This window comes from Celeribacter persicus, assembly GCF_003050785.1.
Classification (GTDB): Bacteria; Pseudomonadota; Alphaproteobacteria; order Rhodobacterales; family Rhodobacteraceae; genus Celeribacter; species Celeribacter persicus.
On the sequence record NZ_QAOH01000020.1, the window covers coordinates 25,998 to 52,957 of the forward strand.

At 63.7% G+C, this 26,960-nt stretch carries 26 protein-coding genes; 20 read left to right on the forward strand and 6 right to left on the reverse strand.

The window, feature by feature from the left end:
* The gene (locus tag C8N42_RS17760; RefSeq protein WP_107817835.1) at positions 1-498 is read right to left on the reverse strand and encodes a cytochrome b; all 498 of its coding nucleotides are present in this window, start codon (positions 496-498) and stop codon (positions 1-3) included.
* Positions 499-594: 96 nt separating this feature from the next.
* On the opposite strand from C8N42_RS17760, the gene C8N42_RS17765 reads away from it, so the two are divergent.
* The gene (locus C8N42_RS17765) at positions 595-1,209 is read left to right on the forward strand and encodes a TetR/AcrR family transcriptional regulator (protein ID WP_107817836.1); all 615 of its coding nucleotides are present in this window, start codon (positions 595-597) and stop codon (positions 1,207-1,209) included.
* Positions 1,202-1,579, forward strand: coding sequence for a hypothetical protein (locus C8N42_RS17770; RefSeq protein ID WP_107817837.1), 378 nt, complete (start codon positions 1,202-1,204; stop codon positions 1,577-1,579). Before C8N42_RS17765 ends, C8N42_RS17770 begins: the two co-directional genes overlap by 8 nt.
* On the opposite strand, the gene C8N42_RS17775 is transcribed toward C8N42_RS17770, so the two are convergent.
* Positions 1,558-1,971 (reverse strand): RrF2 family transcriptional regulator, encoded by a 414-nt coding sequence (locus tag C8N42_RS17775; RefSeq protein ID WP_107817838.1) that lies wholly within the window; start codon positions 1,969-1,971, stop codon positions 1,558-1,560. The genes C8N42_RS17770 and C8N42_RS17775 overlap by 22 nt on opposite strands.
* A 119-nt stretch (positions 1,972-2,090) precedes the next feature.
* On the opposite strand from C8N42_RS17775, the gene C8N42_RS17780 reads away from it, so the two are divergent.
* From C8N42_RS17780 to C8N42_RS17815, 8 genes are read left to right on the forward strand one after another with little or no spacing between them, the layout of a single operon-like run.
* A complete protein-coding gene (locus C8N42_RS17780) occupies positions 2,091-2,573 on the forward strand; it encodes a hemerythrin domain-containing protein (protein WP_245890255.1) in 483 nt (160 codons plus the stop codon).
* The gene (locus C8N42_RS17785) at positions 2,542-3,114 is read left to right on the forward strand and encodes a DUF2478 domain-containing protein (RefSeq protein WP_245890258.1); all 573 of its coding nucleotides are present in this window, start codon (positions 2,542-2,544) and stop codon (positions 3,112-3,114) included. The genes C8N42_RS17780 and C8N42_RS17785 overlap by 32 nt, the downstream gene beginning before the upstream one ends.
* A complete protein-coding gene (locus tag C8N42_RS17790) occupies positions 3,111-3,797 on the forward strand; it encodes a 5-formyltetrahydrofolate cyclo-ligase (RefSeq protein ID WP_245890267.1) in 687 nt (228 codons plus the stop codon). The genes C8N42_RS17785 and C8N42_RS17790 overlap by 4 nt, the downstream gene beginning before the upstream one ends.
* A complete protein-coding gene (gene ubiT / locus C8N42_RS17795) occupies positions 3,794-4,321 on the forward strand; it encodes a ubiquinone anaerobic biosynthesis accessory factor UbiT (RefSeq protein WP_107817841.1) in 528 nt (175 codons plus the stop codon). Before C8N42_RS17790 ends, ubiT begins: the two co-directional genes overlap by 4 nt.
* Positions 4,318-5,316, forward strand: a complete 999-nt coding sequence (ubiU, locus tag C8N42_RS17800) for a ubiquinone anaerobic biosynthesis protein UbiU (protein WP_107817842.1) — start codon at positions 4,318-4,320, stop codon at positions 5,314-5,316. The genes ubiT and ubiU overlap by 4 nt, the downstream gene beginning before the upstream one ends.
* 5 nt (positions 5,317-5,321) lie before the next feature.
* Positions 5,322-6,233 carry a ubiquinone anaerobic biosynthesis protein UbiV gene (ubiV, locus tag C8N42_RS17805; RefSeq protein ID WP_245890269.1) on the forward strand — a complete coding sequence of 304 codons (912 nt, stop codon included), beginning with the start codon at positions 5,322-5,324 and terminating at the stop codon, positions 6,231-6,233.
* Positions 6,234-6,253: 20 nt separating this feature from the next.
* Positions 6,254-7,459 (forward strand): NnrS family protein, encoded by a 1,206-nt coding sequence (locus tag C8N42_RS17810; protein ID WP_107817844.1) that lies wholly within the window; start codon positions 6,254-6,256, stop codon positions 7,457-7,459.
* 11 nt (positions 7,460-7,470) lie between these two features.
* Complete coding sequence (locus tag C8N42_RS17815; RefSeq protein WP_107817845.1) at positions 7,471-8,136, forward strand: NnrU family protein; 666 nt, start codon at positions 7,471-7,473, stop codon at positions 8,134-8,136.
* A gap of 3 nt (positions 8,137-8,139) precedes the next feature.
* Here C8N42_RS17815 and C8N42_RS17820 read toward each other — a convergent pair whose 3' ends face one another.
* Entirely contained in the window at positions 8,140-8,451 is a 312-nt protein-coding gene (locus C8N42_RS17820; RefSeq protein WP_107817846.1) for a carboxymuconolactone decarboxylase family protein, read from the reverse strand.
* An 11-nt stretch (positions 8,452-8,462) separates the two neighbouring features.
* Positions 8,463-9,161 (reverse strand): cyclic nucleotide-binding domain-containing protein, encoded by a 699-nt coding sequence (locus C8N42_RS17825; RefSeq protein WP_107817847.1) that lies wholly within the window; start codon positions 9,159-9,161, stop codon positions 8,463-8,465.
* 255 nt (positions 9,162-9,416) lie between these two features.
* On the opposite strand from C8N42_RS17825, the gene C8N42_RS17830 reads away from it, so the two are divergent.
* The 10 genes from C8N42_RS17830 to C8N42_RS17875 all read left to right on the forward strand — a co-directional run bounded on the left by C8N42_RS17830 (position 9,417) and on the right by C8N42_RS17875 (position 22,797).
* Entirely contained in the window at positions 9,417-12,128 is a 2,712-nt protein-coding gene (locus tag C8N42_RS17830; RefSeq protein WP_107817848.1) for a nitrate/nitrite transporter, read from the forward strand.
* A gap of 76 nt (positions 12,129-12,204) precedes the next feature.
* On the forward strand, positions 12,205-15,963 hold the full coding sequence (locus C8N42_RS17835) for a nitrate reductase subunit alpha (protein WP_107817849.1): 3,759 nt from the start codon (positions 12,205-12,207) through the stop codon (positions 15,961-15,963).
* Positions 15,960-17,486 carry a nitrate reductase subunit beta gene (gene narH / locus C8N42_RS17840; protein ID WP_107817850.1) on the forward strand — a complete coding sequence of 509 codons (1,527 nt, stop codon included), beginning with the start codon at positions 15,960-15,962 and terminating at the stop codon, positions 17,484-17,486. The genes C8N42_RS17835 and narH overlap by 4 nt, the downstream gene beginning before the upstream one ends.
* A gap of 2 nt (positions 17,487-17,488) precedes the next feature.
* Positions 17,489-18,199 carry a nitrate reductase molybdenum cofactor assembly chaperone gene (gene narJ / locus C8N42_RS17845; protein ID WP_107817859.1) on the forward strand — a complete coding sequence of 237 codons (711 nt, stop codon included), beginning with the start codon at positions 17,489-17,491 and terminating at the stop codon, positions 18,197-18,199.
* A gap of 11 nt (positions 18,200-18,210) precedes the next feature.
* Positions 18,211-18,978 carry a respiratory nitrate reductase subunit gamma gene (gene narI, locus C8N42_RS17850; protein WP_211309215.1) on the forward strand — a complete coding sequence of 256 codons (768 nt, stop codon included), beginning with the start codon at positions 18,211-18,213 and terminating at the stop codon, positions 18,976-18,978.
* A gap of 5 nt (positions 18,979-18,983) precedes the next feature.
* Positions 18,984-19,781 (forward strand): peptidylprolyl isomerase, encoded by a 798-nt coding sequence (locus C8N42_RS17855; RefSeq protein WP_107817852.1) that lies wholly within the window; start codon positions 18,984-18,986, stop codon positions 19,779-19,781.
* Between the two features lie 14 nt (positions 19,782-19,795).
* Positions 19,796-20,353, forward strand: a complete 558-nt coding sequence (locus C8N42_RS17860) for a hemerythrin domain-containing protein (RefSeq protein ID WP_107817853.1) — start codon at positions 19,796-19,798, stop codon at positions 20,351-20,353.
* Positions 20,354-20,356: 3 nt separating this feature from the next.
* On the forward strand, positions 20,357-20,989 hold the full coding sequence (locus tag C8N42_RS17865; RefSeq protein WP_107817854.1) for a carbonic anhydrase: 633 nt from the start codon (positions 20,357-20,359) through the stop codon (positions 20,987-20,989).
* Positions 20,986-22,263 (forward strand): molybdopterin molybdotransferase MoeA, encoded by a 1,278-nt coding sequence (locus C8N42_RS17870; RefSeq protein ID WP_107817855.1) that lies wholly within the window; start codon positions 20,986-20,988, stop codon positions 22,261-22,263. The genes C8N42_RS17865 and C8N42_RS17870 overlap by 4 nt, the downstream gene beginning before the upstream one ends.
* Before the next feature lie 12 nt (positions 22,264-22,275).
* On the forward strand, positions 22,276-22,797 hold the full coding sequence (locus tag C8N42_RS17875) for a DUF2478 domain-containing protein (protein ID WP_107817856.1): 522 nt from the start codon (positions 22,276-22,278) through the stop codon (positions 22,795-22,797).
* A gap of 295 nt (positions 22,798-23,092) precedes the next feature.
* Here C8N42_RS17875 and C8N42_RS17880 read toward each other — a convergent pair whose 3' ends face one another.
* Together C8N42_RS17880 and C8N42_RS17885 are read right to left on the reverse strand one after the other, a co-directional pair.
* Positions 23,093-25,078, reverse strand: a complete 1,986-nt coding sequence (locus C8N42_RS17880; protein WP_107817857.1) for a type IV secretory system conjugative DNA transfer family protein — start codon at positions 25,076-25,078, stop codon at positions 23,093-23,095.
* On the reverse strand, positions 25,071-26,960 hold a 1,890-nt coding region (locus C8N42_RS17885), incomplete at its 5' end, for a relaxase/mobilization nuclease domain-containing protein (RefSeq protein WP_107817860.1). The genes C8N42_RS17880 and C8N42_RS17885, both read right to left, overlap by 8 nt.

Here is a 26,960-nt window from a genome sequence, read left to right on the forward strand (position 1 = left end):
TCAGCCCTGCGCGCGGCGCATCCGCGCCACAGTGCCGTCGCGCAACACGAACTGATGGTAGAGCGCGCCGACCACATGCAGGGCGACCAAAGCCAGCAGGGCAATCTTCAACACATTGTGCCCCTGCGCAGCGGCTTCGACCCCGCCGAACCACGCGACGGACCCGCTGAGCGGCATCAGGATCATCAGCGCGTAAAGGCCCGCATGGGTAAGCTTGGCGAGAATGCCCTGAACCTTGCTGGCCTCGATCGCTGGGGGCACCCCGCACCGCGCGCGCAGGGTCAACCGCCACAGCGCGAAGATCATCACCAGCGCGCCGCCCGTCACATGGGCCAGCACGAGCGGGTCGAACCCAGCCTCCAGCCCATCGGTGATGCGGTCCCATGCGGCCGACATCGCGTCCTTGAAAAGGTATTGCTGCGCGATCAGTGCGAAGACGAGCCAATGCAGCGTGATCTGAAGGCGGGAATAGCCGGTGGGGGCGGTTTTGGCGGGCATGGCGAGGATCCTTTCGGTCAGGGTGCGCGACTCGGGATAGAGGTTGCGGTTGTCAACAGTATATGTTAGTGAGTTATAACTAACAAGAGGTGACGCATGTCGGGTCGTCAAAGTGCTGAAGAGAGAAAGGCGCAAATCGTGGCCGAGGTTCTGCGACTGGCCGATGAGATCGGACCCGACCGGCTGAGCACCACAGATGTCGCGCGTGCCATCGGCCTCAGTCAGCCTGCGATCTTCCGGCATTTCCCCACCAAGGGCGCGCTCTGGCTGGCGGTAGCCGACGATATCGCTGACCGGTTGCAGAGTTGCTGGGCTGTGGCCGAGGCGGGGGCCACCGGGCCGCACGCGCGCCTGAAAGCGCTGATCGGTGCGCAACTGACAGCCATTGCTGAAACGCCTGCCCTGCCGTCTATCCTGTTCTCGCGCGAGTTGCAGGTGGACAATCAAGCCCTGCGCGACGTGTTCCGGGGGCTTCTGGGCGCTTTTCAGGGCCGCCTTGTTGCCGTGATCCGTGATCTTCAGGCTGCGGACGATCTGAAGCGCGACGTCAGCCCGGAGGATGTCGCCATCCTGCTGACGTCGCTGGTGCAGGGTGTCGCCATCCGCTGGACGCTCGGCGCCCGGGGCTTTGCGCTCGTGCCTGAGGGGTTGCGGTTGTTTGACGTGCAGATGGAACTTCTATGCGCGAAGGAGGGCGCTTGCAATGCCTAGAACCAGTCTGACGCTCCGCATAGCGGGCGGTGTTGCGATTGCCTTTGGCGTGCTGACCGTTTTCTCTGGTGGCCGAACATTGCTCGGATCAGCCGACATGGGGGCAGTCGTACCCTTCGTGCTGTGGTTCAACACGCTGGCCGGGCTCGCCTATGTCGTCGCGGGCTTTAGCCTGTGGCTGGGCCGGCGATGGGCCTGGCCCCTGTCGCTGGCGATTTTCGCGGCAACGCTGTTGGTCTTCGCGGCGTTCGGTTTGCATGTGGCGCAGGGTGGAGCTTTCGAGATGCGCACCGTTTTCGCCATGACGCTGCGCAGCACGGTCTGGGGCTGGATCGCGTTGGTGGCGCGTCAGGCGTTTTCCGATCGGTAAACGCAATCGGCCAAGGTGCTGCGGTTGAGGTCGGCGACAAACGCCGCCTCGGCATGGGCTAGCCGCGCTTTCAACCGACATTGCGGAGTCAGGGTGCAGCTGTTGGTGCCGGCGGCGAAGCATTCCACCAGAGCCTGATCAGCTTCGAGGGTCGCCACCACATCGCCCAAGCGGATGTCCTCGGGCGCACGGGCCAGCATGGCGCCTCCCCCACCGCCGCGCCGGGTTTCCAGAAGACCTGCGGCGGCAAGCGCCGAGATCACCTTGGCTAGATGGTTGCGCGACACGCGGAATTCCACGGCGAGTTCCGCGGTGGTGAAGGCCCGGTCGGGTGCACCCGTCATCCGCATCAGGACGCGCAGGCCGTAATCGGTGAAGGAGGTGAGGCGCAAGGTCGCGCTCCTGATTTGGTAGTTGAAGTGCGTATTCGCAAGATGGTATGCGTATCTCAAATACCAATTCGCTACGGCCCACGCAAGGACCCGGTGATGCGCCAGTGAAAGGGCTCGCGATGAAAGACCTCCCCGAAACGGACGTGCCGCAGGACACCGACGCGCTGATCGACCATATCCTGACACGCTATCATGAGATGCACCGAGAGGATCTCGCCTCGCTCATGCCGCTGGCCGACCGAGTCGAGCGGGTGCACGCGGACGATCCCGCCGCGCCCACGGGGCTCGCCGCCGCCATCCGGACGCTCGCCGGCGAGATGGAGAATCACATGATGAAGGAGGAGATGATTTTGTTTTCGGCCATGCGCGCGAGCGGCGGTCCGGGCATCGAGCACCCCATCGCGGTGATGCGCGCCGACCACGAAGATCACGCCGAAAACATCGCGCTGATCCGTCGGCTCACCTGCGATCTGACGCCGCCTGAGCACGCCTGCGGCTCCTGGCGCTCGCTCTATGGCGGCCTGGCGGCGCTGTTCGACGACCTTGCCGCCCATATCGCGCTGGAGAACGATGTGCTGTTCCCGCGCTTCGAGTTGGCTTGAGGCGAAGATGCGGCTTGCGGGAGTGACAGTCGAGGGACGCGGCGGGACGGATCGTCTTCTGGACGCGGTGGCTGACCGGCTAACGCGGGACGGCGTCCGGCTGGTGGGCACGTTGCGCACGGCCTCGTCCGATGCCGGATCGGGGTCGTGCGACTGCGATCTCTGGCTTCTGCCCAACGGGCCGCGCTGGCGCATCACGCAGGATCTCGGACCCGGCGCCACCGCCTGCCGGATGGATGCGGGCGCCTTCGAGGAGGCCGTCGGGCTGGCGATGTCGCGGCTGCAGGCTGGCCGGACGGACCTTGTGATCCTCAACAAGTTCGGCCTGAGCGAGGCGGAGGGGCGCGGCTTCCGCGCGCTGATCTCCGAGGCGCTGGCCCGCGGCGTTCCCGTCCTGACTGGCCTCTCCGAAACCCACAGGGCCGCGTTCGACCGCTATGCCGATGGGATGGCGACGATTCTCGCACCGACCGAGGCTGCCGTCATGGACTGGTGCAACGCCGCCGTCGGAACCGTGGCCGAGGAGGGCGCGTCTCCATGAGCGGACAGGGAGCCTATGCCTCGCCCCCCTGCATGGCGGCGGAGGTGGACCCGACCTATTTCGATCCGCTTGGCACGGATGCGCAGCAGGCGCGCGACGTGGCGCGCTGGCGCCGGGCCGAACGTACAAGGCTGGCTGGCCTGAGGGAGGGGCTGGGCCAGACAGGACGGGCGCAGGTGAGCAATTCCATCTGCGGTCATCTCGAAACGGTCCTCGCCGCGCGCGGGACCCTCCGGGAGACCGTGCTCGCCGGCTACTGGCCGATCCGGGGCGAACCGGATCTGCGCCCGATCCTGTCCGACCTTCACGCGGCGGGCGTCTGTATCGCGCTGCCGGTGGTGGAGACCCCCGCCGCGCCGCTCGTGTTCCGACGATGGATGCCGGGCATGCGCATGCTGCGCGGCCATTGGAGCATCCCCGTTCCGCCGCCCGAGGCGGAGGTCCTGGTGCCCGATATCGCGCTTGCGCCCTGCCTCGGCTGGGATGCAGGCTGTTATCGGCTCGGCTGGGGCGGCGGCTATTACGACCGGACACTGGCCGCGCTCTCGCCGCGGCCCGTCACCATCGGCATCGCGCTGGCGGCAGCCCGACTGATCACAATCTACCCGCAGCCCCATGACATTCCCCTCAACAGGATCGTGACCGAGACGGGCGTATCGGGGGAGCGAAAGGACCCAACATGACCCCTACGAGCGAATCAAAGGTCCGGGTTCGGCCCGGCGAACGCGCGATCGCGCGGCTTGCCTGCCTTGCGGTGCAACCGCTCCTGACGCGCGTTGTCCGTCGGGTCGCGGCGCAGCACCCGTCTCTCTTCGCGCGGCTCGGGCCGCACCAGACGACCGACTTCCTGATCGATCCCGTTGAGCTGCCCTTTGCGCTGCATCTGCGCCCCGACCCGCAGGCGCTCGTCTTCCGCGCCGTGCCGCGCGATACGGCGCCGCAGGCCGGGGCCACGATCCGCGGGCGGTTCCTGCTGCTTCTGGAACTGATCGACGCCGAGCAGGACGGCGACGCGGCCTTCTTCTCGCGCGATCTGGAAGTCAGCGGGGACACCGAGGCCGTCGTGCGTCTTCGGAATGCGCTCGACGACATGGACGGCTCGCTGGCCGAGGAGACGTCGGCGATGTTCGGGACACCCGGACGGGCGGTTCTCGCACGGTTGCGGCGGGCCTATACGGATGCCACCAAACCGAGGGAATACGCATGAGCCTTGCCGAACTGATCTGCCCCGCGGGCACCCCTGCCGCCCTGCGCACCGCCGTCGATGCAGGCGCCGATGCGGTCTACTGCGGCTTCCAGGATGCGACCAATGCGCGGAACTTCCCGGGGCTGAACTTCACCCCTGATGAACTGGCCGAGGCGGTAGCCTATGCCCATGCGCGCGGCACCAAGGTGCTCTTGGCGCTGAACACCTATCCGCCCGCGGGCAAAGTGGACCTCTGGCGGCAAGCGGCTGACACCGGCGCGCGGCTGGGCGTGGATGCCTTCATAGTGGCCGACATGGGCGTGGCCGACTACATCGCCCGGACGTATCCGGGTATCCGGCTGCACCTGTCGGTACAGGCCGCGGCCTCATCGCCCGAGGCGATCCGCTACTATTGCGAGAATTTCGGTGTAAAGCGTGTGGTCCTGCCGCGCATCCTGACGATCCCCGAGATCCGCCAGATCCGCCGCGAAATCCCCTGCGAGATAGAAACCTTTATCTTCGGCAACCACGGGCTGATGGTGGAAGGCCGGTGCAGCCTGACCAACTACCTGACGGGTCAATCCACGAACATGGACGGGGTGTGCTCGCCCGCCTCGGACGTCGAGTATGTGCGCGATGCGGACGGGTCGATGTCGTCGCAGCTGGCGGGGTTCACCATCGACCGTTTCGGGCCCGAGGAGAAGGCCGGCTATCCCACGATCTGCAAGGGCCGCTACGCAGCGCCCCATCGCCCCGAGGGCTACTACGCCTTCGAGGAACCCGTCAGCCTGAATCTGTCGCGGCTGCTGCCGGACCTGATCGAGGCGGGCGTGCATGCCTTCAAGATCGAAGGGCGGCAGCGGTCTAAATCCTATGTGCGCGGCGTCGTGCGGGCCTTTCGCGCAGCGGTGGACGACATCAAGGCCGGCCGCGAGGCAAACATCGCCGATCTGATCGCCCTGACCGAGGGGCAGAAACAGACCCAGGGCGCCTTCGAGACAAAGAAATGGCGGTGAAGACCATGACCCAACTGACACTCGGCCCCATCGCCTACCACTGGCCCGCCGAGGCGCGGCGTGATTTCTATGCCCGCATCGCGGATGAGGCGCCCGTGGACGAGGTTTATCTGGGCGAGGTGATCTGCTCCAAGCGCGCGCCCTTCCACGAGGCAGACCTGCCCGCCACGATCGAGCGGCTGGAACGCGCAGGCAAGACCGTGATCCTGTCGACGCTGGCCGAGGTGATGTTGAAACGCGAGCGCAAGGCAACCGAGGACATCGCCGAGATGGACTCGCCCGAGATCGAGATCAACAATGCCGCTGGCCTCTTTGCGCGCGGTAAACGCCCGCACCGGATCGGCCCCTTCATGAACGCCTATAACGAGGCGACCATCGCCTGGATGGCCGGAAAGGGCGCGACCCATGTCTGCCTGCCAACCGAGATGCCGGCCCCGGCCATCGGCGCCGCAGCGCGGGCCGCGGGTGCGTTGGGCCTGGGTGTCGAGGTGCAGGTCTACGGCCGCGCCTCTCTGGCGGTGTCGGCGCGGTGCTATCACGCCCGCGCGCACGGCCGCACCAAGGACAACTGCCAATTCATCTGTGAAGATGACCCCGACGGCATGCCGCTCCGCACCCGCGACGACCGGCCGATCCTACGGGTGAACGGCATCCAGACCCTGTCGGAAAGCTATGTCGACCTGCTCCCCGAAGCGGACCGTCTGGTGGCCGATGGCGTCACGCACCTGCGGCTGATGCCACAGGCGGTGGACATGGTCGCGGTGGCGCAGGTGTTTCGTGATGTGCTCGATGGGCGCGTGGCGACAGGCGAGGCCGATTCTCGCCTTGCGACACTGAGCGGGGATGCGGGCCTGAGCAACGGTTTCTATCATGGCACGGCAGGCTACCGCCGCATTGCCGCCGCCGCGCCGACCTGAGCGCGCAAGGGACGCCACAAATGACCTCGACCGCCGAACAGATGCGCGCCTGGACCGGACCCGCGATCCTGACCTACGGGTTCCGCCCGTTCTTCTTCGGCGCGGCGGTCTGGGCTGCGCTGGCGATGGTGCTTTGGGTGCCGATGCTGTCAGGGCACCTGATGTTGCCCACAGCTTTCGACCCCGTGTCATGGCACGCGCACGAGTTCCTCTACGGTTATCTCGGTGCCGTCGTCGCGGGCTTTCTCCTGACTGCGGTGCCAAACTGGACGGGGCGCCTGCCAATCGTCGGCTGGCCGTTGGGCGGACTGGCGGCGCTGTGGTTCGTGGGGCGCGTGGTGGTGATCTTTTCGGCGGAGTTGCCGGCGCTGCTGGTGGCGGCGGTCGACCTTGCCTTCCCGGTGGTGCTGGCCACGGTGATCGGGCGCGAAATCGTGGCGGGCCGGAACTGGCGCAATCTGATCGTGATGGGGATGCTGGTCGTCTTTGCCCTCGGCAACGCGCAGTTTCATTGGGAGGCTGCGCGAGGCGAGTACGCCGCACAAGGCTATGGCCTGCGGTTGGGCCTCGGCGCGGGCATCTTGATGATCGCGGTCATTGGCGGCCGCATAGTGCCGTCCTTCACCCGCAACTGGCTGGTGAAACGGCGCAGCGCCGTCCTCCCCGTGGCGCCGATGCAGTCCTTCGACAAGGGGGCGCTCGCGGCTCTTCTGGTGGCGCTTGTGCTGTGGGTTGCGCTGCCTCTGGGGACGCTGACAGGGTTCGCGCTTGCGCTGGCAGGCGTGTTGCACGCTATGCGATTGGCCCGTTGGGCCGGGCACCGTACCTTTGCCGAGCCGCTGGTGACTGTGTTGCACGCAGGCTATGCCTTCGTGCCGTTGGGGGCTCTCGCATTGGCCGCAGAAATCTTGGCTCCCGGGTCCTTCGGAATGGCGGGCGCGCAGCATTTCTGGATGGCGGGGGCAATCGGCCTGATGACACTGGCCGTGATGACACGCGCCACGCTTGGTCATACCGGGCAGGACCTGAGGGCGGGAGCAGGGACCGTCGTGATCTATCTGGCCCTGATACTGTCAGTATTCGCGCGGGTCGCGGGGGGCGTATGGCCCGAATTTTCCAGCCCCTTGAACACTGTGGCAGGGCTATTCTGGACCCTTGCCTTCGGTGGCTTTGCGGTCATCTATGGCGCGCTCTTGCTCCGCCTGCCCGCCGGCAAGCGGATCTGAGGGGCGCATCCATGGGATGGTTCGAGTTCGCCCTCGCCTATGTCGTGTTCTTCCTGTCGCATTCATTGCCCGTGCGACCGCCGCTGCGGCCCTGGCTGCAGGCGCGACTTGGCGCTTCTGGCTTCACGCTGGCCTACTCCGCCCTGTCGCTCGCAGTGCTGGCATGGCTGATCGCGGCGGCAGGCCGCGCGCCGCATGTGACCCTTTGGGACTGGGCGCCGTGGCAGGTCCATGTCCCACTAACGGTCATGGGGCCTGTCTGCCTGATCCTTGCGCTCTCCATCGGCCGGCCCAACCCTTTCTCGTTCGGGGGTGCACACAACGACCAGTTCGACCCGGCACGGCCCGGCATCATTCGCTTGTCACGTCATCCGCTGCTTCTGGCGTTGGCGCTTTGGGCGGCGGCCCATGTCGTGCCCAACGGAGATCTGGCCCATGTGATCCTGTTCGGCACCTTCGCCGCCTTCGCGCTGCTGGGAAGCCGACTGGTCGACCGGCGCAAGCGCCGCGAGATGGGGCCAGAGTGGCAACGGATGCGTGATCGCGTGGCGGACGCGCCGCTCCTCTCGGCGGCACCGTCGGGGGGCACTCTCCTGCGGGTTGCGGCAGCCATTGCGCTTTACGGGACGTTGCTCTGGGCGCATCCATTTCTTTTTGGGGTCAGCCCGCTTCCCTGAACGTCAATCCTTGATGTCTTCGATCCAGGTCTTCGCAGCGACGGCACGAGGCAGGCCAAGCGGGCCGATGGCCAGCATCGCGACCTGCATGATCGCCTGAGCCTCAATCCCCTCCGATCTGGCGCGCCGGGTGTGGGAATGGACCGCGCCTTCCGAGCCCGCGCCAATGGCTAGCGCGAGTTTGACAAGGCGCTTTTCGCGGTCTGTCAGGGGGCCGCAATCGGCCGTTGCTTTGCCCAAGGCAGCATAGGCCTTCCAGACATCGGGGTGTTCCTCGGCGAGATCTCCGGCGGCGCCGGGCATGGATTTGGTCATCTGTCAGTCCCTCAGGTTGAAAAGTCATCGATCAGTGGATTTGGTTTCGCAAAGCGCTCAAGGTCCGCCTGATTGTCGATGGAGACGCGCGTGCCGGTCACGGAAACGCCATAGGGCTGCAGGCCCTTGAAGGCGCGGCTGAGATTTTCAGGGGTCATCCCCAGCACGGAGGCCAGCCGCCGCTTTTCGAAATCCAGCTCGAACGCGGCCCCGCCGCCGGCGTGCCTTTGTTGCCTGAGCAAGTAGTTCGCGAGCCGCTCGAGCGAGGTTCTTAGCTTGAGGTCCTTCTGGGACTTGATGACGGAGCGATAACATTGCGCCAGTTCCGTGACGATCGCACGGGCAAAGTTGTTGTCGGCGTCAAAGATCGCGCGAACGTCCTGACTGGGGATGAGCGCGATCCGGCTTTTCTCCAACGTGCGGGCCGACATCAGGTAGGGCGCATCCTTGATGGTCGCCGCAAGAATGAAGGTCGAGATCGGGCGGACCGTCGCCATGCTGGTCTCTCGGCCATTCCAGGTCGAAAACAGATCGACCGAACCCGAAATGACGATGTGAAGGAAATCGCTTGGTTCTCCTTCAGTGATCAATTCGATCTGTGCAGGGAAATTCTGCACATAAGCGCCGCGCATCAAGGATGTAAAATTATCATCCGCCATCTGCGCAAAGAGATCGAGTTTTCGAATATCCCGGTATTCGGAATCGGGCACGTCGTTCCTCCTTCTACATTGCGCGCTTAACAAATGTCACAAAATCAATTGATATATGTCAACCCGTCAGTTGACCTTCGCGACCGCAGCCTTGATCTGCGACCGCGCACCAGATGACATATTTCTGTAATCCATTTATTTTGTTAGCATTTTCTCGATTTTGTGATCTAGATCAAGTCATGAGCGTCGCTGTGGCGTCAGGTCTGGCACTGATCCCCACGCAGGGGTGAAAGACTTATTTGCCGGAGACCCGCCATGCAGACCGTTGCAACAGCCTCACGCGCCGATCAAACGCGCGCCTTGAGCCTGAGCACGATCGCCTTCACCGCCTGTTTCGCGGTCTGGACGATCTTTTCCATCATCGGTGTCGCCATCAAGGCCGAGCTTGGCCTGAATGACACCCAGTTCGGCCTGCTGGTCGCCACCCCGATCCTGACCGGATCGGTCACCCGCCTGTTTCTCGGCGTTTGGACCGAGAAATACGGCGGGCGACTGGTGTTCTCGAGCCAGATGATCCTGACGGCGCTGGCTACATGGGCGCTGACCCTGGCCGACAGCTACATCATGTATCTGATCGCGGCCCTCGGCATCGGCCTCGCGGGCGGATCGTTCATCATCGGCGTGGCCTATGTCAGCCGCTGGTATGACGCAGGCCACCAAGGGACCGCGCTCGGTATCTTCGGTGCGGGTAACGTGGGCGCAGCGGTTACCAAATTCGTCGCTCCCTTCGTCATGGTCGCCTATGGCTGGCATGGTGTGGCCTATGTCTGGGCAGCGGGGCTCGCCATAATCGGCGTTTTGTTCTTCCTTCTGGCCAAGGACGACCCCGAACTGGTCGAACGCCGCAAGACCGGCACCAAGGCACCTTCGCTGGCGCAGCAGTTCGCGCCGCTGAAGAACCTCCAGGTCTGGCGCTTCTCGCTCTACTATTTCTTCGTCTTCGGCGCCTTCGTGGCACTTGCGCTCTGGATGCCGCACTACCTGATCGACGTCTACGGCATCGACGTGCGCTTCGCGGGCATGGCGGCTGCGTCCTTCAGCCTCTCGGCTTCGCTGTTCCGCGCCTATGGCGGCGTGCTGTCGGACAAGTTCGGCGCGCGCAGGGTCATGTACTGGACCTTCGGCTTTTCGCTGCTGTTCCTGTTCATGCTGAGCTATCCGCCCACGGACTACGTCATCCAGGGCAAGGACGGCGCCATCGCCTTCTCAACTCAGATGGGTCTGTGGCCCTTCATCGTCACGCTCTTCGCTCTGGGCTTTTTCATGAGCCTCGGCAAAGCGGCCGTATTCAAGCACATCCCTGTCTACTACCCGAAACATGTGGGCGCTGTCGGCGGGCTTGTCGGCATGATCGGGGGCCTTGGCGGGTTCATCCTGCCGATCGCCTTCGGTGCGCTGCTGGACCTGACGGGCATCTACACGTCGTGCTTTGCGCTGCTCTTCGGACTGGTCGCCATCGCGCTGAGCTGGATGCACCTTTCGATCCGGGCGATGGAGCGTGCGGCGCATGGCGAAGTGCTCGACCAGCTGCCGCAATTGCCTGAGATGCAGGACATCCACCACCCGGAACGCACCGCCATGCCGCGCGTGCTGGAGGATTGGCGCCCGGAGGACCAACAATTCTGGGCCGAAAAGGGCCGCGCCGTCGCACGGCGCAACCTCTGGATCTCGATCCCGGCGCTTCTGCTGGCCTTCTCGGTCTGGATGGTGTGGTCGGTGGTCGTGGCACGTTTGCCCGCCATCGGGTTCGACTTCACCCCGGGACAGCTCTTCTGGCTGGCGGCCTTGCCGGGCCTGTCGGGCGCGACGCTGCGCATCTTCTACAGCTTCATGGTGCCGATCTTCGGCGGAAGGCTGTGGACGACGCTGTCGACCGCCTCGCTGCTGCTGCCTGCCATGGGCATCGGATATGCAGTGCAGAACCCCGAGACGCCTTACCTGATCTTCCTCGTCCTGGCCCTTCTGTGCGGGTTTGGCGGCGGCAACTTCGCCTCTTCGATGGCCAATATCGGCTACTTCTTCCCGAAGGCCGAAAAGGGCAACGCACTGGCGCTGAACGCGGGCCTTGGGAACCTCGGCGTGTCGGTCATGCAGTTCCTTGTGCCCATCGTCATCACGGCGGGTGTCTTCGGGGCCATCGGCGGCGAGCCCGTGACCCTGTCGGACGGTGGGCAGCTTTGGATGCAGAACGCCGGCTTCGTCTGGGTGCCCTTCATCCTCGCAGCGACCATCGCCGCCTGGCTGGGCATGAACGACATCGCCGATGCGCGCGCCAGCTTTGCCGACCAGGCGGTGATCTTCAGCCGCAAGCAGAACTGGTTGATGTGTATCCTCTACACCGGCACCTTCGGCAGCTTCATCGGTTATTCGGCCGGTTTCCCGCTGCTGACGCGGCTGGCCTTCCCGGATGTGAACGCTCTGAACTACGTGTTCCTTGGACCGCTGGTCGGTGCGCTGAGCCGCGCCGGAACCGGGTGGATTTCGGACAAGTTTGGCGGTGGGCGAGTGACCTTCTGGACCTTCGCGCTGATGATCGTAGCCACCTTCGGCGTGATCTCCTTCCTCGGGCTCGGCTCCTTCGTCGGCTTCTTCGCCTGCTTCATGGCCCTGTTTTTCCTGACCGGTGTCGGCAATGCCTCCACCTTCCAGATGATCCCGGTCATCATGGGCCGCGAAATTCCGCGCCTGATGCCGCACTTGGGTGCTGAAGAGCGCAAGCGGCAGATCGCGATGGAGTCCGGCGCGATCGTGGCCTTCACCTCGGCCATCGCGGCTTACGGCGCCTTCTTCATCCCCAAGGCCTACGGAACGTCAATCGCGATGACCGGATCTGCCGTTGGGGCGCTGTGGGGTTTCCTGATCTTCTACGTGATCTGCGTCGTCATCACCTGGGTGGTCTACACGCGCCCCGGCGGCCTTCTCCACGACATCGAACATGGCCGCACGCCGCAGGGCACCGCAGCCTAGCCCGCTGAATGATCCAGTTGATTTCCCGGGCGGCGGCGCTCGCCGCCCGGACCCAGACACCCGAAAGGACAGCCCAATGAGCCATCTGCTCGACAAACTGAACTTCTTCCAGAGCAAGGAACTGGAGCAATTCTCCGACGGTTGGGGTCAGACCACCCGCGAGGATCGCAGCTGGGAAGACACCTACCGGAACCGCTGGCGGCACGACAAGATCGTCCGTTCGACCCACGGGGTGAACTGCACCGGGTCGTGTTCGTGGAAAATCTACGTCAAGTCCGGAATCGTCACCTGGGAAACCCAGCAGACCGACTATCCGCGCACGCGCGCTGGCCTGCCCAATCACGAACCGCGCGGCTGCGCGCGGGGGGCGTCCTACAGCTGGTATCTCTATTCCGCCAACCGCGTGAAGAACCCGCTGATCCGTGGCGCGCTGATGCGGGCGTGGCGGAAGATGCGCGAGACCATGACACCGGTGGCCGCCTGGGCCGCGATCCAGGGCGATCCCGCCCTGCGCAACGCGATCAACAAGACCCGCGGCAAGGGCGGCTTCGTGCGGGCCAGCTGGGACGAAGCGACCGAGATCATCGCCGCCGCCAACGCCTACACGGCCAAGACCTACGGCCCCGACCGGGTGTTCGGCTTCTCGCCCATCCCGGCGATGTCGATGGTGAGCTATGCCGCCGGCTCGCGCTACCTGTCGCTTCTCGGTGGCACCTGCATGTCGTTCTACGACTGGTACTGCGACTTGCCGCCAGCTTCCCCCCAGACCTGGGGCGAACAGACCGACGTGCCGGAATCGGCCGACTGGTACAACGCGGGCTTCCTGATGCTCTGGGGCTCGAACGTGCCGCAGACCCGCACGCCTGACGCGCATTTCTACACCGAAGTGCGCTATCGTGGCACGAAGTCGGCCGTGGTCAGCCCCGACTATTCGGAAGCCGCCAAGTTCGGCGATATCTGGCTTAATCCGCAGGCGGGCACCGACGCGGCGCTGGCGATGGCCATGGGCCATGTGATCCTGCGCGAATACCATCTCGACCGGCAGGCCGAGTATTTCGAGGAGTATGCTCGCAAGTATACAGACATGCCGATGCTGGTGCGGCTGGATGAAAAGGACGGCCACCTGGTGCCGGGCCGGATGCTGCGCGCCGAAGATTTCGACGGCAAGCTGGGTGAGAAGAACAACCCCGACTGGAAGACCGTCGCCTATGACGAGACGTCTGACCAGATCGTGGCACCCAACGGGTCCATCGGCTTCCGCTGGGGCGAAGAAGGCAAGTGGAACCTCGAAGAGCGGGCGAAAGGGGCAGAGGCAAAGCTGCGCCTGAGCCAGATCATGGATGGCGACCACGATGAGGTTGTGGGCGTCGACTTCCCCTATTTCGGCGGTGCGGCCACGGGCGATTTCGTCAAGTGCGACCACCCCGAGGTGCTGACCCGGAACATTCCGGCGCGGCGCGTGAAATTGGCAGACGGCAAGGAGGTTCTGGTTGCCACCGTTTTCGACCTCTTCTGCGCCAATTACGGCCTCGACCGGGGTCTGGGCGGCGACTGGGTGTCGAAGGACTTCGACGACGACAGCCCCTACACCCCCGCATGGGCCGAAAAGATCACCGGCGTGGAGCGCGAAAAGATCATCGCGGTTGCGCGGGAATTCGCGGGTAACGCCGAAAAGACCCATGGCAAGTCCATGGTCATCCTCGGGGCCGGTCTGAACCACTGGTACCACATGGACATGAACTATCGCGGCATCATCAACATGCTGGTGATGTGCGGCTGCATCGGGCAAGAAGGCGGCGGCTGGTCGCATTACGTGGGTCAGGAGAAGCTGCGCCCGCAGACCGGATGGCAGCCCCTTGCCTTCGCGCTCGACTGGAACCGCCCGCCGCGGCACATGAACTCCACCTCCTGCTGGTACGCGCATACCGACCAGTGGCGCTATGAGACGCTGCGCGCCGGTGAAATCCTGTCGCCGACCGCACCCGAAGGCGACTGGGACATCTCCCTGATCGACTACAACATCCGGGCCGAACGGATGGGCTGGCTGCCCTCTGCTCCGCAGTTGAAGACGAACCCGCTGGAGGTGTCGAAGGCCGCCAAGAAGGCCGGCAAGGAGATCAAGGACTACGTCGCCGAACAGCTCAAATCCGGCGACCTGGAAATGTCCTGTCAGGATCCGGATGCCCCAGAGAACTGGCCGCGCAACCTGTTCGTCTGGCGGTCGAACCTTCTGGGGTCGTCCGGCAAGGGGCACGAATACTTCCTCAAGCACCTGCTGGGCACCGATCACGGGGTGATGGGCAAGGATCTGGGCGAGGAAGGCGGCGTGATGCCGAAGGAGGCCGTCTGGCATGACGAGGCGCCGAAGGGCAAGCTCGATCTTCTGGTCTGCATCGACTTCCGCATGTCCACGACGGCGGTGTATTCCGACATCGTCCTGCCCACCGCCAGCTGGTACGAAAAGGACGACCTCAACACCTCGGACATGCATCCGTTCATCCACCCGCTGCAGGCGGCGGTGGACCCGGCCTACGAGAGCAAATCGGACTGGGAGATCTTCAAGTCGATCGCCCGGAAATTCTCCGAAGTCGCGCCCGAGGTGCTGGGGGTCGAGACCGACATCGTCCAGCTTCCGCTGCTGCACGACACCCCCGGCGAACTGGCGCAGGCCCATGTCAAGGACTGGAAGAAGGGCGAATGCGACCTGATCCCCGGCAAGACCGCGCCGAACTACATCGCGGTCGAGCGGGATTATCCCAACCTCTACAAGAAGTTCACCTCGGTCGGGCCGCTACTGGAAAAGCTCGGCAACGGTGGCAAGGGGATCAACTGGGACACCAAGACCGAGGTCAAGCATCTGCGCGACCTGAACGGGGTCGTGCTGGACGAGGGCGTGTCCAAAGGCCAGCCGAAACTCGAAACCGCCATCGACGCGGCCGAGATGATCCTGATGCTCGCCCCGGAAACCAACGGCGAAGTGGCCGTGAAGGCCTGGGAAGAACTGGAGAAGCCCACGGGACAGCACCATGCCCACCTCGCGGAGGGCGCGCATCACACCAAGATCCGCTTCCGGGACATCGCCGCCCAGCCGCGCAAGATCATCTCATCGCCCACATGGTCAGGCATCGAGAGCGAGGAGGTCTGCTACAACGCTGGCTACACCAACGTCCACGAACTGATCCCGTGGCGCACCCTGACGGGCCGCCAGCAACTCTATCAGGATCACGAATGGATGCGCGCTTTCGGCGAGGGTTTCGTCAGCTATCGCCCGCCGGTGGACCTGAAGACCATCACCGCGGCCGTCAACAACGACGCGGCCGAGGGCAGCCCGCACGTGGTACTCAACTTCATCACGCCCCACCAGAAATGGGGCATCCATTCGACCTACACCGACAACCTGCTGATGCTGACGCTGAACAGGGGCGGCCCGGTTGTCTGGATGTCCGAAGTGGACGCCAAGAAGGCGGGGCTTGTCGATAACGACTGGGTCGAGGCCTACAACACGAACGGCGCGCTGACCGCGCGGGTGGTGGTGTCCCAGCGGATCAAACAGGGGACGCTGTTCATGTATCACGCTCAGGAAAAGATCGTGAACACGCCCGGTTCGGAAAAGACCGGCAATCGCGGCGGCATCCACAACTCGGTGACCCGCGCCACCCTGAAACCCACACACATGATCGGCGGCTACGCGCAGCTGTCCTACGGCTTCAACTACTACGGCACCGTGGGCAGCAACCGCGACGAGTTCGTGATCGTGCGGAAAATGAAGAAGATCGACTGGCTCGACAAACCCGCAAGCCGGTCCGCAACCCAGAACGTGGAGGCAGCGGAATGAGAGTTCGTGCGCAAATCGGCAAGGTCCTGAACCTCGACAAATGCATCGGGTGTCACACCTGCTCGGTCACCTGCAAGAACGTGTGGACGACGCGCGAAGGTGTCGAATACGCGTGGTTCAACAACGTCGAGACCAAGCCCGGCACCGGCTATCCGACGGACTGGGAGAACCAGAAGCGCTGGAACGGCGGCTGGGTCCGGTCGGCCTCGGGCAAGCTGCATCCCAAGCAGGGGTCTAAATGGCGGATCCTGGCGAACATCTTCGCCAATCCGTCGATGCCCGAGATCGATGACTACTACGAGCCGTTCGATTTCGACTACGACCACCTGAAGTCCGCGCCCGACATGACCGCGTTCCCCACCGCGCGGCCCCGCTCGAAGATCACCGGCGAGCGGATGGAGAGGATCGAGAAGGGTCCGAACTGGGAGGAAATCCTGGGCGGCGAGTTCTCGAAGCGCTCGCAGGATTACAACTTCGACCAGGTGCAGAAGGACATCTATGGAGAGTATGAAAACACCTTCATGATGTACCTGCCGCGCCTGTGCGAGCACTGCCTTAACCCCACCTGCTCCGCCTCCTGTCCCTCGGGCGCGATCTACAAGCGCGAAGAGGACGGCATCGTCCTGATCGACCAAGAGAAGTGCCGCGGCTGGCGGATGTGCATCTCGGGCTGCCCCTACAAGAAGGTCTATTACAACTGGGATACCGGCAAATCCGAGAAATGCACCTTCTGCTATCCGCGCATCGAGTCCGGCCAGCCGACGGTCTGTTCGGAAACCTGCGTCGGGCGCATTCGCTATCTGGGCGTGATCCTTTATGACGCAGACAAGATCGAAGCTGCGGCCAGCGCCGAGCGCGAGACCGATCTCTACGGCGCGCAGCTCGACGTGTTCCTCGACCCGAACGACCCCGAAGTGATCGCCGCGGCGCGCCGCGACGGCGTGCCCGAGGACTGGATCGAGGCGGCGAAGGTCAGCCCGGTCTGGAAGATGGCGATGGATTGGAAGGTCGCCTTCCCGCTGCACCCGGAATACCGGACGCTGCCGATGGTGTGGTACATCCCGCCGCTCAGCCCGATCCAGAACGCCGTTCAGGCGGGACAGATCGCGATGAGCGACCAGATGCCCGACGTGCGGTCGCTGCGCATCCCCGTGAAGTACCTCGCCAACATGCTGACGGCGGGTGACGAGGAGCCCATCGTTCACGCCCTCGAACGCATGTCCGCGATGCGGCTCTACATGCGGGCTCTGACAGTGGAGGGCGTGCGGGACGAGGCGATCGCCGCCCGGGTCGGCATGTCCGGCCGAGTGATCGAGGACATGTACAAGATCATGGCTATCGCCGATTACGAGGATCGTTTCGCGATCCCCACGACACACCGCGAACAGAACGAGCATGGCGCCGACATCCGCGGCGGCTGCGGCTTCACCGACGGCAACGGTTGTTCCACCGGCGAGACGGGCAAGACGACGCTCTTCGGCGGCAAGAAGAAGAAATTTGCCCTTCCGCAGGAGACCTTCTGATGATGGACCGTTCCCTCAAGGCGCTTTCGCTGGTCCTGAGCTATCCCTCTCGAGAGCTTCAGGAGGCGATGCCCGACATCGGCGCCGTTCTTGGCGGCGATCCCCGCATCGCCGCCGATACGCGGGCTGCACTGCGCACATTGGCCGATGGCTTTGCAACGGCCGACCTCTACGATCTGCAGGAGAGCTATGTGATGCTCTTTGATCGGTCGCGAACGCTATCGCTCAATCTCTTCGAGCACGTCCACGGCGAAAGCCGGGACCGGGGCGGCGCGATGGTCAGTCTGATCGAGACCTACCGGGAGGGCGGGTTCGAACCCGCCACCTCGGAACTTCCGGACCACCTGCCAGTGCTGCTAGAATTCCTGTCGACGCGTCCCTTCGCAGAAGTGCAGGAAACTTTGGCGGACGCGGCGCATATCCTCGACGCTCTCGCGGCCCGGCTTGTCCGGCGCGACAGCGGGTATGCCGCCGCGTTCGCCGCTCTTTCCCAGCTCGCCGACACGCAGGCCGACGCCGAAGCCGTGGCCGACATGCTGTCCCAGCCCGATGATGACCCGACCGATCTCGCGGCGCTCGATGCCGTTTGGGAGGAAACCGAGGTTACGTTCGGCCCCGATCCGAACGCAGGTTGCCCGCAAGTCCGCGACATGCTCGCGGCGATGGACAAACCGAGCCGCCGCGCGATGGATGCGCGGCCCGTGACCGAATAATGGAGGCAGACATGCACAATTTTCTTTTCGGGATTTATCCTTACATCGCGCTGTCCGTTCTTCTGATCGGATCGGTCGTGCGCTACGAACGTGACCCCTTTACGTGGAAATCCTCGTCGAGCCAGATGCTGCGCCGCAAGCAGTTGATCATCGGTTCGATCCTGTTTCATGTTGGTGTCCTGGTGATCTTTGTTGGACATCTCGTTGGCCTGCTGACCCCAATCGCAATCTTCGACGCCATCGGCATCAGCCACGGGGCAAAGCAGCTTCTGGCCGTGATCGCTGGCGGCATCGCCGGTGTCATGGCCCTCGTGGGCGGTGGGATGCTCATGCACCGCCGCTGGACCGATCCGCGCATTCGCAAGACGTCCAGCTTTGCTGACATCGCCATTCTGGCGCTGCTGCTGGCACAATTGGTGCTTGGTTTGGGGACGGTGTTCGTGTCGCTCCAGCATCTCGATGGTCACGAGATGACCAAGTTCATGTCTTGGGCACAAGGCATATTCACCTTCCGGTCCGGTGCTGCGGCGCAAATCGAGGATGTGGCCCTGATTTTCAAACTGCACCTGTTCCTGGGGCTGACGATCTTCCTGGTCTTCCCGTTTACAAGGCTGGTCCATATCGCTTCGGGTATCTTCGCCCCGCTGCGTTACCTGTTCTTGCGGGTAGGTTATCAGCTTGTCCGTTCGCGGCGGCATCGCCCGCTCGAAGAACGCCGCCGTGCCTTTGACAAGCTGCAAGCCAAGCGCGGCCCCTCGGCCACGACCCCGGCGGAGTGAGCGCGATGAACATCGCCCTGTTTCCCGATGTCGTAGTGAACGGCGAAACCATCCCCTCGGCGGCAATCGCTGCCGAGGCACAAAACCACGACGCACCGAAAGGAAAACCCGGCATTGCCTGGCGCAAAGCGGCCAATGCTGTGGCGGTGCGGACCCTGCTGTTACAGGAAGCGCGCCGATGCGACTTGCAGCCGATGCCTTTGGAGGTCGATCCGGGCCGGTTCGAGACAGACGAGGAGGCCCTTATACGGAGCCTCCTAGAAACTGCCCTGAGCGTTTCGCCGCCATCGGACGAATCTGTGTACACGGAATGGGCACGCGATCCCTCCCGCTTTCGGTCGCCGCCACTTTGGGAAGTTTCGCATATCCTGTGCGCCTGCGACCCTCGCGATGACAAACAAAAGAAAGCGGCCGAAGCCCGTGCGACCGATCTTGCCGCTCGCGCAAGCGCCAACCCGCACGACTTTGCGAAGCTCGCGAAGGACAATAGCGATTGCGGCTCGAAATCATCCGGCGGTGCCTTGGGTCAGGTGGGGCCCGGCGATACCGTGCCAGAATTTGAAGAGGCGTTGCGCAAACTCAATGAAGGGCAAATTACCGCCAAGCCCGTCCTCACTCGCCATGGCTGGCACATCATCCGCATGGACGCTGTCGCAGACGGTGCCGAACTGCCATTTGAAATCGTGCGTCCCAAACTCGCTGAGGCAATGGAAAAGGCGGCCTGGGCCCGTGAGGCCCGGTCCTTTGTCACTCGTCTGGTCGCGACGGCCACCATTTCCGGCGCGGACCTTCAATCAGTCTAGACCGGGAGGTCATAATGAAGAAAGAATTGTCGAATATCCGCCGAGGCGACGTCGATATTGAGCCGACCAACCTCGATCTGATGGAAAACCCTCTGGATTTCATCAAGGAAGACCATATGCACATGCGGTCGATCTGTGAGTCGATAAACCATCTCGCTCACGCAGAAGTGCCGGATCGAGCGCAGGTATCCAGGATCATCTCATTTCTGGACCATGAAATCGGCCTGCTCATTCACGATGAAGATGACGACCTTCGTGAACTGCTGCTCAAAAGATGCTTGCCAGAAGACGACGTCGCTTCGACTCTCGACCAGCTGAAAGACGAACACGTATTGCTCTCTGGCATGCTTCCACTCTTGAAGTCGCATTTGGCAAATATTCGGGACGGCGAGCGTGCAGCCACAGAGCCCGAGGCGGACGATCTTCGAGAATTTGCTGATCGCTTGCGCAGGCACCTCTTGGTCGAAAACGCAATCATTCTTCCCTTTGCACGGGTCCGGTTGACCAGTGATGACATCGTTCAGTTGCGGAACGCGATGATCAGGCGCCGCATCGAAGACATGCAGGCCTGAATAATGCTGGAAATGCTGATCAAAAATAACATAGCATGGTCCGGTGAACAGCATGAAGCTGATCCAGATTATTTTTCCCGTCTCGCAGAAATACAGAAGCCAGAATTTTTCTGGATTGGCTGTTCAGACAGCCGCGTTCCGGCAAATGTAGTCGCGGGCCTCGACCCAGGAGAGGTATTTGTCCACCGTAACGTCGCCAATGTGGTTCATTCCAGCGACATGAACCTCCTGTCAGCACTGGAATTCGCGGTCGATGCGTTGCATGTGCGCGAGATCATCGTTTGCGGCCACTATGGCTGCGGCGGGGTCAAGGCCGCGACCGAGGATCTGCCGCACGGTCTGGCCGATCACTGGCTCGAGCCGATCCGGCGCTTGGCCCGCGCTTACGCGGTCGATCTGGGGCGCGAATCCGACCTCGAAGGACAACGTGATCGGCTGGCCGAACTGAACGTCGTCGAGGGCGTTCGGCGTGTCTGCGAGACGCCGATCCTTCAGAGGGCATGGCGGCGCGGGGCTGATGTCCGGGTGCACGGCCTGATCTACGGGCTCAAGGACGGGCGCCTGCGTGATCTCGATTGCAGCATCGGGCCCGGGCATTTCCAGCCTACCCATTCCGCCGAGGAGGCAGCACAATGACCATCCATCAAGCCATCGCGTCACCGGGCTGCGGCTGTGACAGTCAGGACATGCTTCACGCGCTGATCAGCATCGATGAGGCGCTCGCCCGGATTGCAGGGTATGTAGTATCGGTCGGCCGGACCGAGGCCCTGTCGCTCGACCACGCCTTTGGCCGCATTCTCGCCCAGCCGGTCCGGTCCCGGTCCATCGCACCGGCTTTCGATAATGCGGCGATGGATGGCTATGCGATTGCGACATCGGCCCTGACTGGAGTCGGCCCCTGGGTGTTGCCGGTCGTTGCACGCGTGCCTGCCGGGCAGGCGGTGACGACACCGGTTGCCGGCGCCGTGGCGGTCCGGATCTTCACGGGCGCACCAATCCCGGATGGCGCGGACGCGGTCGTGATGCAGGAGGAGGTCCTGCGTGACGGGGACGTCATTCATCTGTCGCGCCGACCTGAACTGGGCAAGAACATCCGCCGTGCGGGCAGTGACATGGCCAGCGGCGCGACCGTCCTCGACAAGGGGCAGAGGCTCGGCCCGAGGGAGATCGCCGCCTGCGCCGCTGCCGGCGCGGGAATCCTGCGCGTTCGGCGCAAGCTGCGCGTGGCATTACTGGTCACCGGCGACGAGGTGCGCCGCGCCGGGGGCCCGCGCGAAGCCGCCCAGATCTGGGACGTCAACACACCGATGCTGACGGCAAGCCTTGCAACTGCGGATGTCGACATCATTGCCTCGGATCATGGTGCCGACAACCTTGCCGGTCTTGTCCGTCAATTGGGCGACATGGCGGCGCGGGCCGATCTGGTCATCACCACGGGCGGTATCTCGGTGGGCGAAGAAGACCATGTGAAGCCGGCCGTCACGGCTCTTGGCGGCGAAACCCTGTTCAGCGGCGTCGCGATCAAACCGGGAAAGCCGGTGTCGGTCGGGCGCATCGGCAAGGCGCATTGGCTAGGTTTGCCCGGCAATCCGGTATCGGCCTTCGTGACGTGGCAAGTCTTCGGACTGGCGCTGGTCCGTGCACTGAGCGGCGAGGGACTCGCCGCGACCCGGCGGCATGTCGTGACCGCAGGCCCGATCCGCCGCAAGCCCGGGCGCTGCGAACTCCGGCCCGCCACGCTGGCCGGTTTCGATGCCCATGGTCGCGAGATCGTCGGTTTCGAGGATGCCACCCATTCGGCCCGTGTTGGCCTGCTTTCCGCTGCGGATGGATTGATCTTCCTGCCCGCCGATGCTGAGAGCCTGCCTGCCGGTGCTCTGGTCGAATTCCAACCATTCTGCCAATCCTGAAGGAGCCCGGACATGAAACTTGCTTACACGATGGCGCCGGGACGCGGCGATACGGATCTGGTGCTTGAACGGCTGGCAGCGGATCTCGCGGCCAGGGGCCTCAGATGTCGCGGCACCGTCCAGATCAACAGCGAGCGCGCCGACGCCGGCCCTTGCGACATGGATGTGCGGGTGCTGCCCGCTGGTACCGTTCTGCGCATCAGCCAGGACCTCGGCCCGCAGGCGCGGGGGTGCCGCCTCGACCCGGCCGCTCTGGAAACGGCGGTCGCAATGGTTGCGGCCAGCCTGTCCTCCGGCGCCGACCTATTGATCGTCAACAAGTTCGGCAAACACGAGGCCGAGGGGCGGGGGTTCCGCAGCGTGATCGCCGAGGCTGTCGCGATGGATATCCCCGTTCTCGTCGGCCTCAACGCGCTCAACCGACCGGCCTTCGAGAGTTTCGCGGAAGGGATGGCAACCCAGTTGCCGCCCGAACCCGCAGCGCTTATCGCGTGGGTGAACGAGATGACCGCGTCGGCTGACATGCTGGTCTGATTTCGACCGATTGTCGGGATCTGCTTTTCATCTTTCCGAGTTGAAGGTCGGACGGTCACTGAAAAAGAGCATGTTCTGCCCGATTTCGGAATTGGGCCGAGCGCACGCCATGCCAATTGGCACGACAATATGCGACCAGGTCCACACGGGCGTCAGGCATCATCACCGGACCGGAATCATGGAGGGTCGGACCGACTCCATAGCAACATGAGGCGGTTAGGGAATTCCGATTTGCGATCCATCTGCACTTCTTCGAAAGCCGGGAAGAGACTGTCCGCGCTGCAGCGGCCATCAATTAACCATGAATGTTTATGATTGATCGCGTCGTCTGAACAGCTGCCGCCAAGACTGACCTGTCTGCTGCCTCTTGGATCCCCAGTTTAGCCAGATCGAATGACAGCTGATCTGACCCTGCGGCACCCGCTGCGGCCCGTGCGGCCCTCCCTCGCGCCCGACCCGACGACGCAGGCTTGGGATCGAGCGGTTCTTGCGAGGGAGTTCGGGAGGTTTTGGGCGGCGCAGTTGTCTCAGGCCCCTGCGCCCCTGCAGCCGCCCGCACTTCCTGAAGTTCCTGCTTCAACCTCTCCACCGTTTCCCGGGTCTCAGACATCTGCCGATCCCGCCGCAGCCCGTCCTCGTCCGGATACGGGAAACTCCCCGACTGCCCGGCGTGCAGCACCTTCAAAGCCGGGTCCTCGAAATACTTCACCCTTCTTGCCCGGATCGGCATCTGCGCGTCGATCACGAGGATGACCTCGTCGAGGTCCATGCGCCGGGCTTCATCCTCTGTCAGAAGCGGGGTATCTTCTGTCCTCTCCGAGACGCTGCGCCCTTCGAATGGATTGCGTCCAACAGCACGGGAGCGGGTCACCACGCGCTTGGTGGTCTTGCCGACGGCCTGGCTTAACTCCTCGATGGTCTTCTGCTCGGACGGGGTGAGGTAGAGCTTCACACCGGCGCCGCCCTGCAGGGACCGGCGGGTGTTCTCGCCATAGATCTCGTCCAGCGCCGGGATGGTCTGGGTGACAATGGCGAGGTTGCCGCCGAAGGAGCGCAGCGTCTTGATGCTTTCGGCGACGATCGGCATTTTCCCAAGGCGGTCGAATTCGTCGAGCATGATCATTACTGGCCAGGGCTCATCGTCCCCAGGCTCCTGCGCCTGCAGCGAGGCGATCAGGTCGGAGAAGAACAGCCGGATCAGCGGGGCGAGGGGGCGGATCATCTCGGACTCGACCACGAGATAGATCGCGTGGGGGCGACGCCGGATGTCCCGGAAGGAGAAATCCGAGGTCGCGGTGGCCGCGTCGATCGCACGGTTGTCCCAGGTGTCGAGACCCGAAGTCATCAGGAGCGACAGGTAAGAGGTCAGGGTGTCGTTGTTGGTCGAGGCCATGCGCTCGAAGATCAGCTTGGCCGACTTGTTCTTCACCTCCTGTGCGCGCTTGAGGTATTCCTTTTGCTTGTCGCCGCCCGAGGCGGTGATGCGATAGATCTCGCCGATGGTCGGCACGCCGCGCTCGAAGGCCAGAAGGCCAGCCGCCACGAAGAGGTCGATACCCCCGGCCAAAAGCCCGCTCAGCTTTTCATTGTCGGTCTGCAGGAAGAGCTTTGCGGTGAGTTTCAGCTCCATCTGCTGCCGGTCGGGATTGGTCATGGCCGCGATGCGCGCCAGCGGATTGTAGCGGTGGGTTGGGCGGTCCCAGTCGGTCGGCGCGAAGCGGAAGACTTTGTCGCCCATGCTGGCGCGGAAGCGCGAGGTCTCGCGGAAGTTCTCGCCTTTCACGTCGAGCACAACGGCCGAACCCTTGTAGGTCAGAAGGTTCGGGATCACGAACCCCACGCCCTTGCCCCGGCCTGTAGGCGCCACGATCAGCGCGTGGGGGAAGGTTTTTGAGACAAGGAACGGGCGACTGGATTTCGGGGAGCCAAGCTTGCCCAGAAGGAAGCCGCCGCCGGGCTTGGCAAAGAAACCGTTCCTCTTCATCTCGCTGCGGGTCTGCCAATGCGTCGTCCCGAAGCGAGTCAATGCATCCCCCAGAAGCGTGACACTCAGCATCAGCGATGCCAGGCCGAAGCCGCCAAGGATGAGGTTCACCCAGAGGAAGTCCTTCGGTGCAGACTGAGACAGACCCCGATATTCGCGGGCAAGCAGGGTGACGTCGAAACGCGTGGGTGAGAGCCCGTACCGGAACATGACAAAGCCGGTCGCCACGACATAGCCCATGGCGAGACCGACCAGCACGAGGCTCAACACACCGAGGGCAATCTTGCCTTTATCCATGGGTGATCCCCTTCTCACCATGTGCCGCGACGTGGCGCGCGCGCTGCGCCTCGATCTGCTCTTCGGCCAATGCATCGAGAACGCGCTCCATCGCCGGGCCGTGCGCAGTGACCTCGCTGCTCTGGAGATAGGTCTTGGCGAGTTCGAGCTGTCGCAGCGGATCCTCGGTGAATTTGTCCAGGACGTCCGCGTTACCGGCCCGCAGTGCGTCGATTGCGTCGGGGCTTAGCCGTTCGTTGACCTGCCGAACGATGTCATGTCGCTCTGCCTCGGATATCGGATCCCCGGCGTCGGCGTTTTGCACAAAGGCCATGACCGTTGGCGCGGTCTCTTCCAGATACCGGCGCTCGGCGTAGTCTTGTCGCGCCTGGTCCTCGATTATGAGGCTGCGTTCGCTGATATAGGCACGCGACGCGCCGAGCGAACGAAGGTGATTGATTTCGTCCTGGACGGCCTGCCCGAACTCATCATCCGGCATCTTCGTGCGATAGCGGGCGAGGGTGCGGAGCTCTTCGGTGATCGGACCGAGGTGATCCGAGGGATCCCGCAAGGCGAGGTCCATGTCGCCAGCATGCAGCGTGCGGTCCTGCTCCGATACCGCATATTGCGGCGGCATTCGACTGTCAGTCATCTGCTCCCAAGCCATTGAGGCCAGTTCGGCATGTTGCGGCGATTTCTGCGCGTAGGCGTCGAACGCGGCGCGGGCCTCTTCAACCTCCACGGCGCCCGCCCGCCGGACGGACGGGTCGTCGGAGAACGGATGATCGAAATCCGTCCGGCGGAACTGCGCCACCAGCGCCCTGAACGCCTGCCGCTCCGATGGGGCAAAAATGTCGGGCCCGTCCTTCTCGAGATCACCCCCCGGTGCCGCCAACCGCTCACCGAGCACTTCCTCAGCGTCATCCAGCTCGTCGACCTCGGTTGGCGCACGCAGGACGCGTACATCGGTCAGAACATCGCCCAACCGAACATGCACGGCTTCCAGCCGGTCGAGCGCGTCTTCCCGGTCAGCAGATTTCTCCAGATCGAGGTCGCTCGCTTTGGCAATCGCCTGCAGATCCTGTGCCAGCCACTGGCGTTCCAATGCGGCATTGCCTGCCCCTTCCCGCAGGCGCGCGGCCACTGCCTCGGCGTCGATGCCCGTGCCTTGCAACGCCTCGGCCAGCTTTGGCGCCACCTCGCCATCGTCAAGACGCGCGAGGTGATCTTCACTGGCGTTTGGCCTTGCATAGATGCCGTCCCGGGACGGGGCATCGATCAGGGCGGCGGAGCGATCCCCGAGCGGGTTCAAATGCGCGACCGAGGCCAGAACGTCGGTCAGCTTGCGCTCGATCACCGGCCTCTCGGCCGCCGGCGCCCTGTCGATCGCCGCCTCGATCTGGCGGATGTTCTGAGAAAACTCGGTGATCAACGTGTCGAACGCTGCTTCGTCTTGGGACATGTAGATGGCTCCGTCAGATTGAATCTGACCGCCACTGGCAAGGATGGTGCTGGCCCTCTCGAGCGCCTCGGCCACGTCGTCGAAATTCGAACGTGACGCCTCCGCCGCGAGCCCGCGGTAGATCAACGCGTTGCGCCTGACGGTTTCCAGAGCGGCCGCCAGGTCAGCGCCGGTTCTCTGGCGCTCGACAGGGGGACGGCCCTCGTCGCGGGCCTTGTAGATTTCATCGATCTCGGCGCGGTAGGTCGTGACGCCGCGATCCAGACGGCGCGTCGCCTCAAGGCGGATCCCATGAACTTGGGCCGCCTCGACCATCGCCTCGCGAAAAGCGTCGTAGTTGAAGTGGTGATCCTTCCCGAGAAAGAACATTTCGCCATCCTTGCTGCGGCGGTTCAGAACGATATGCGCATGTGGATGCGCGCGATCTTGGTGTATTGCAGC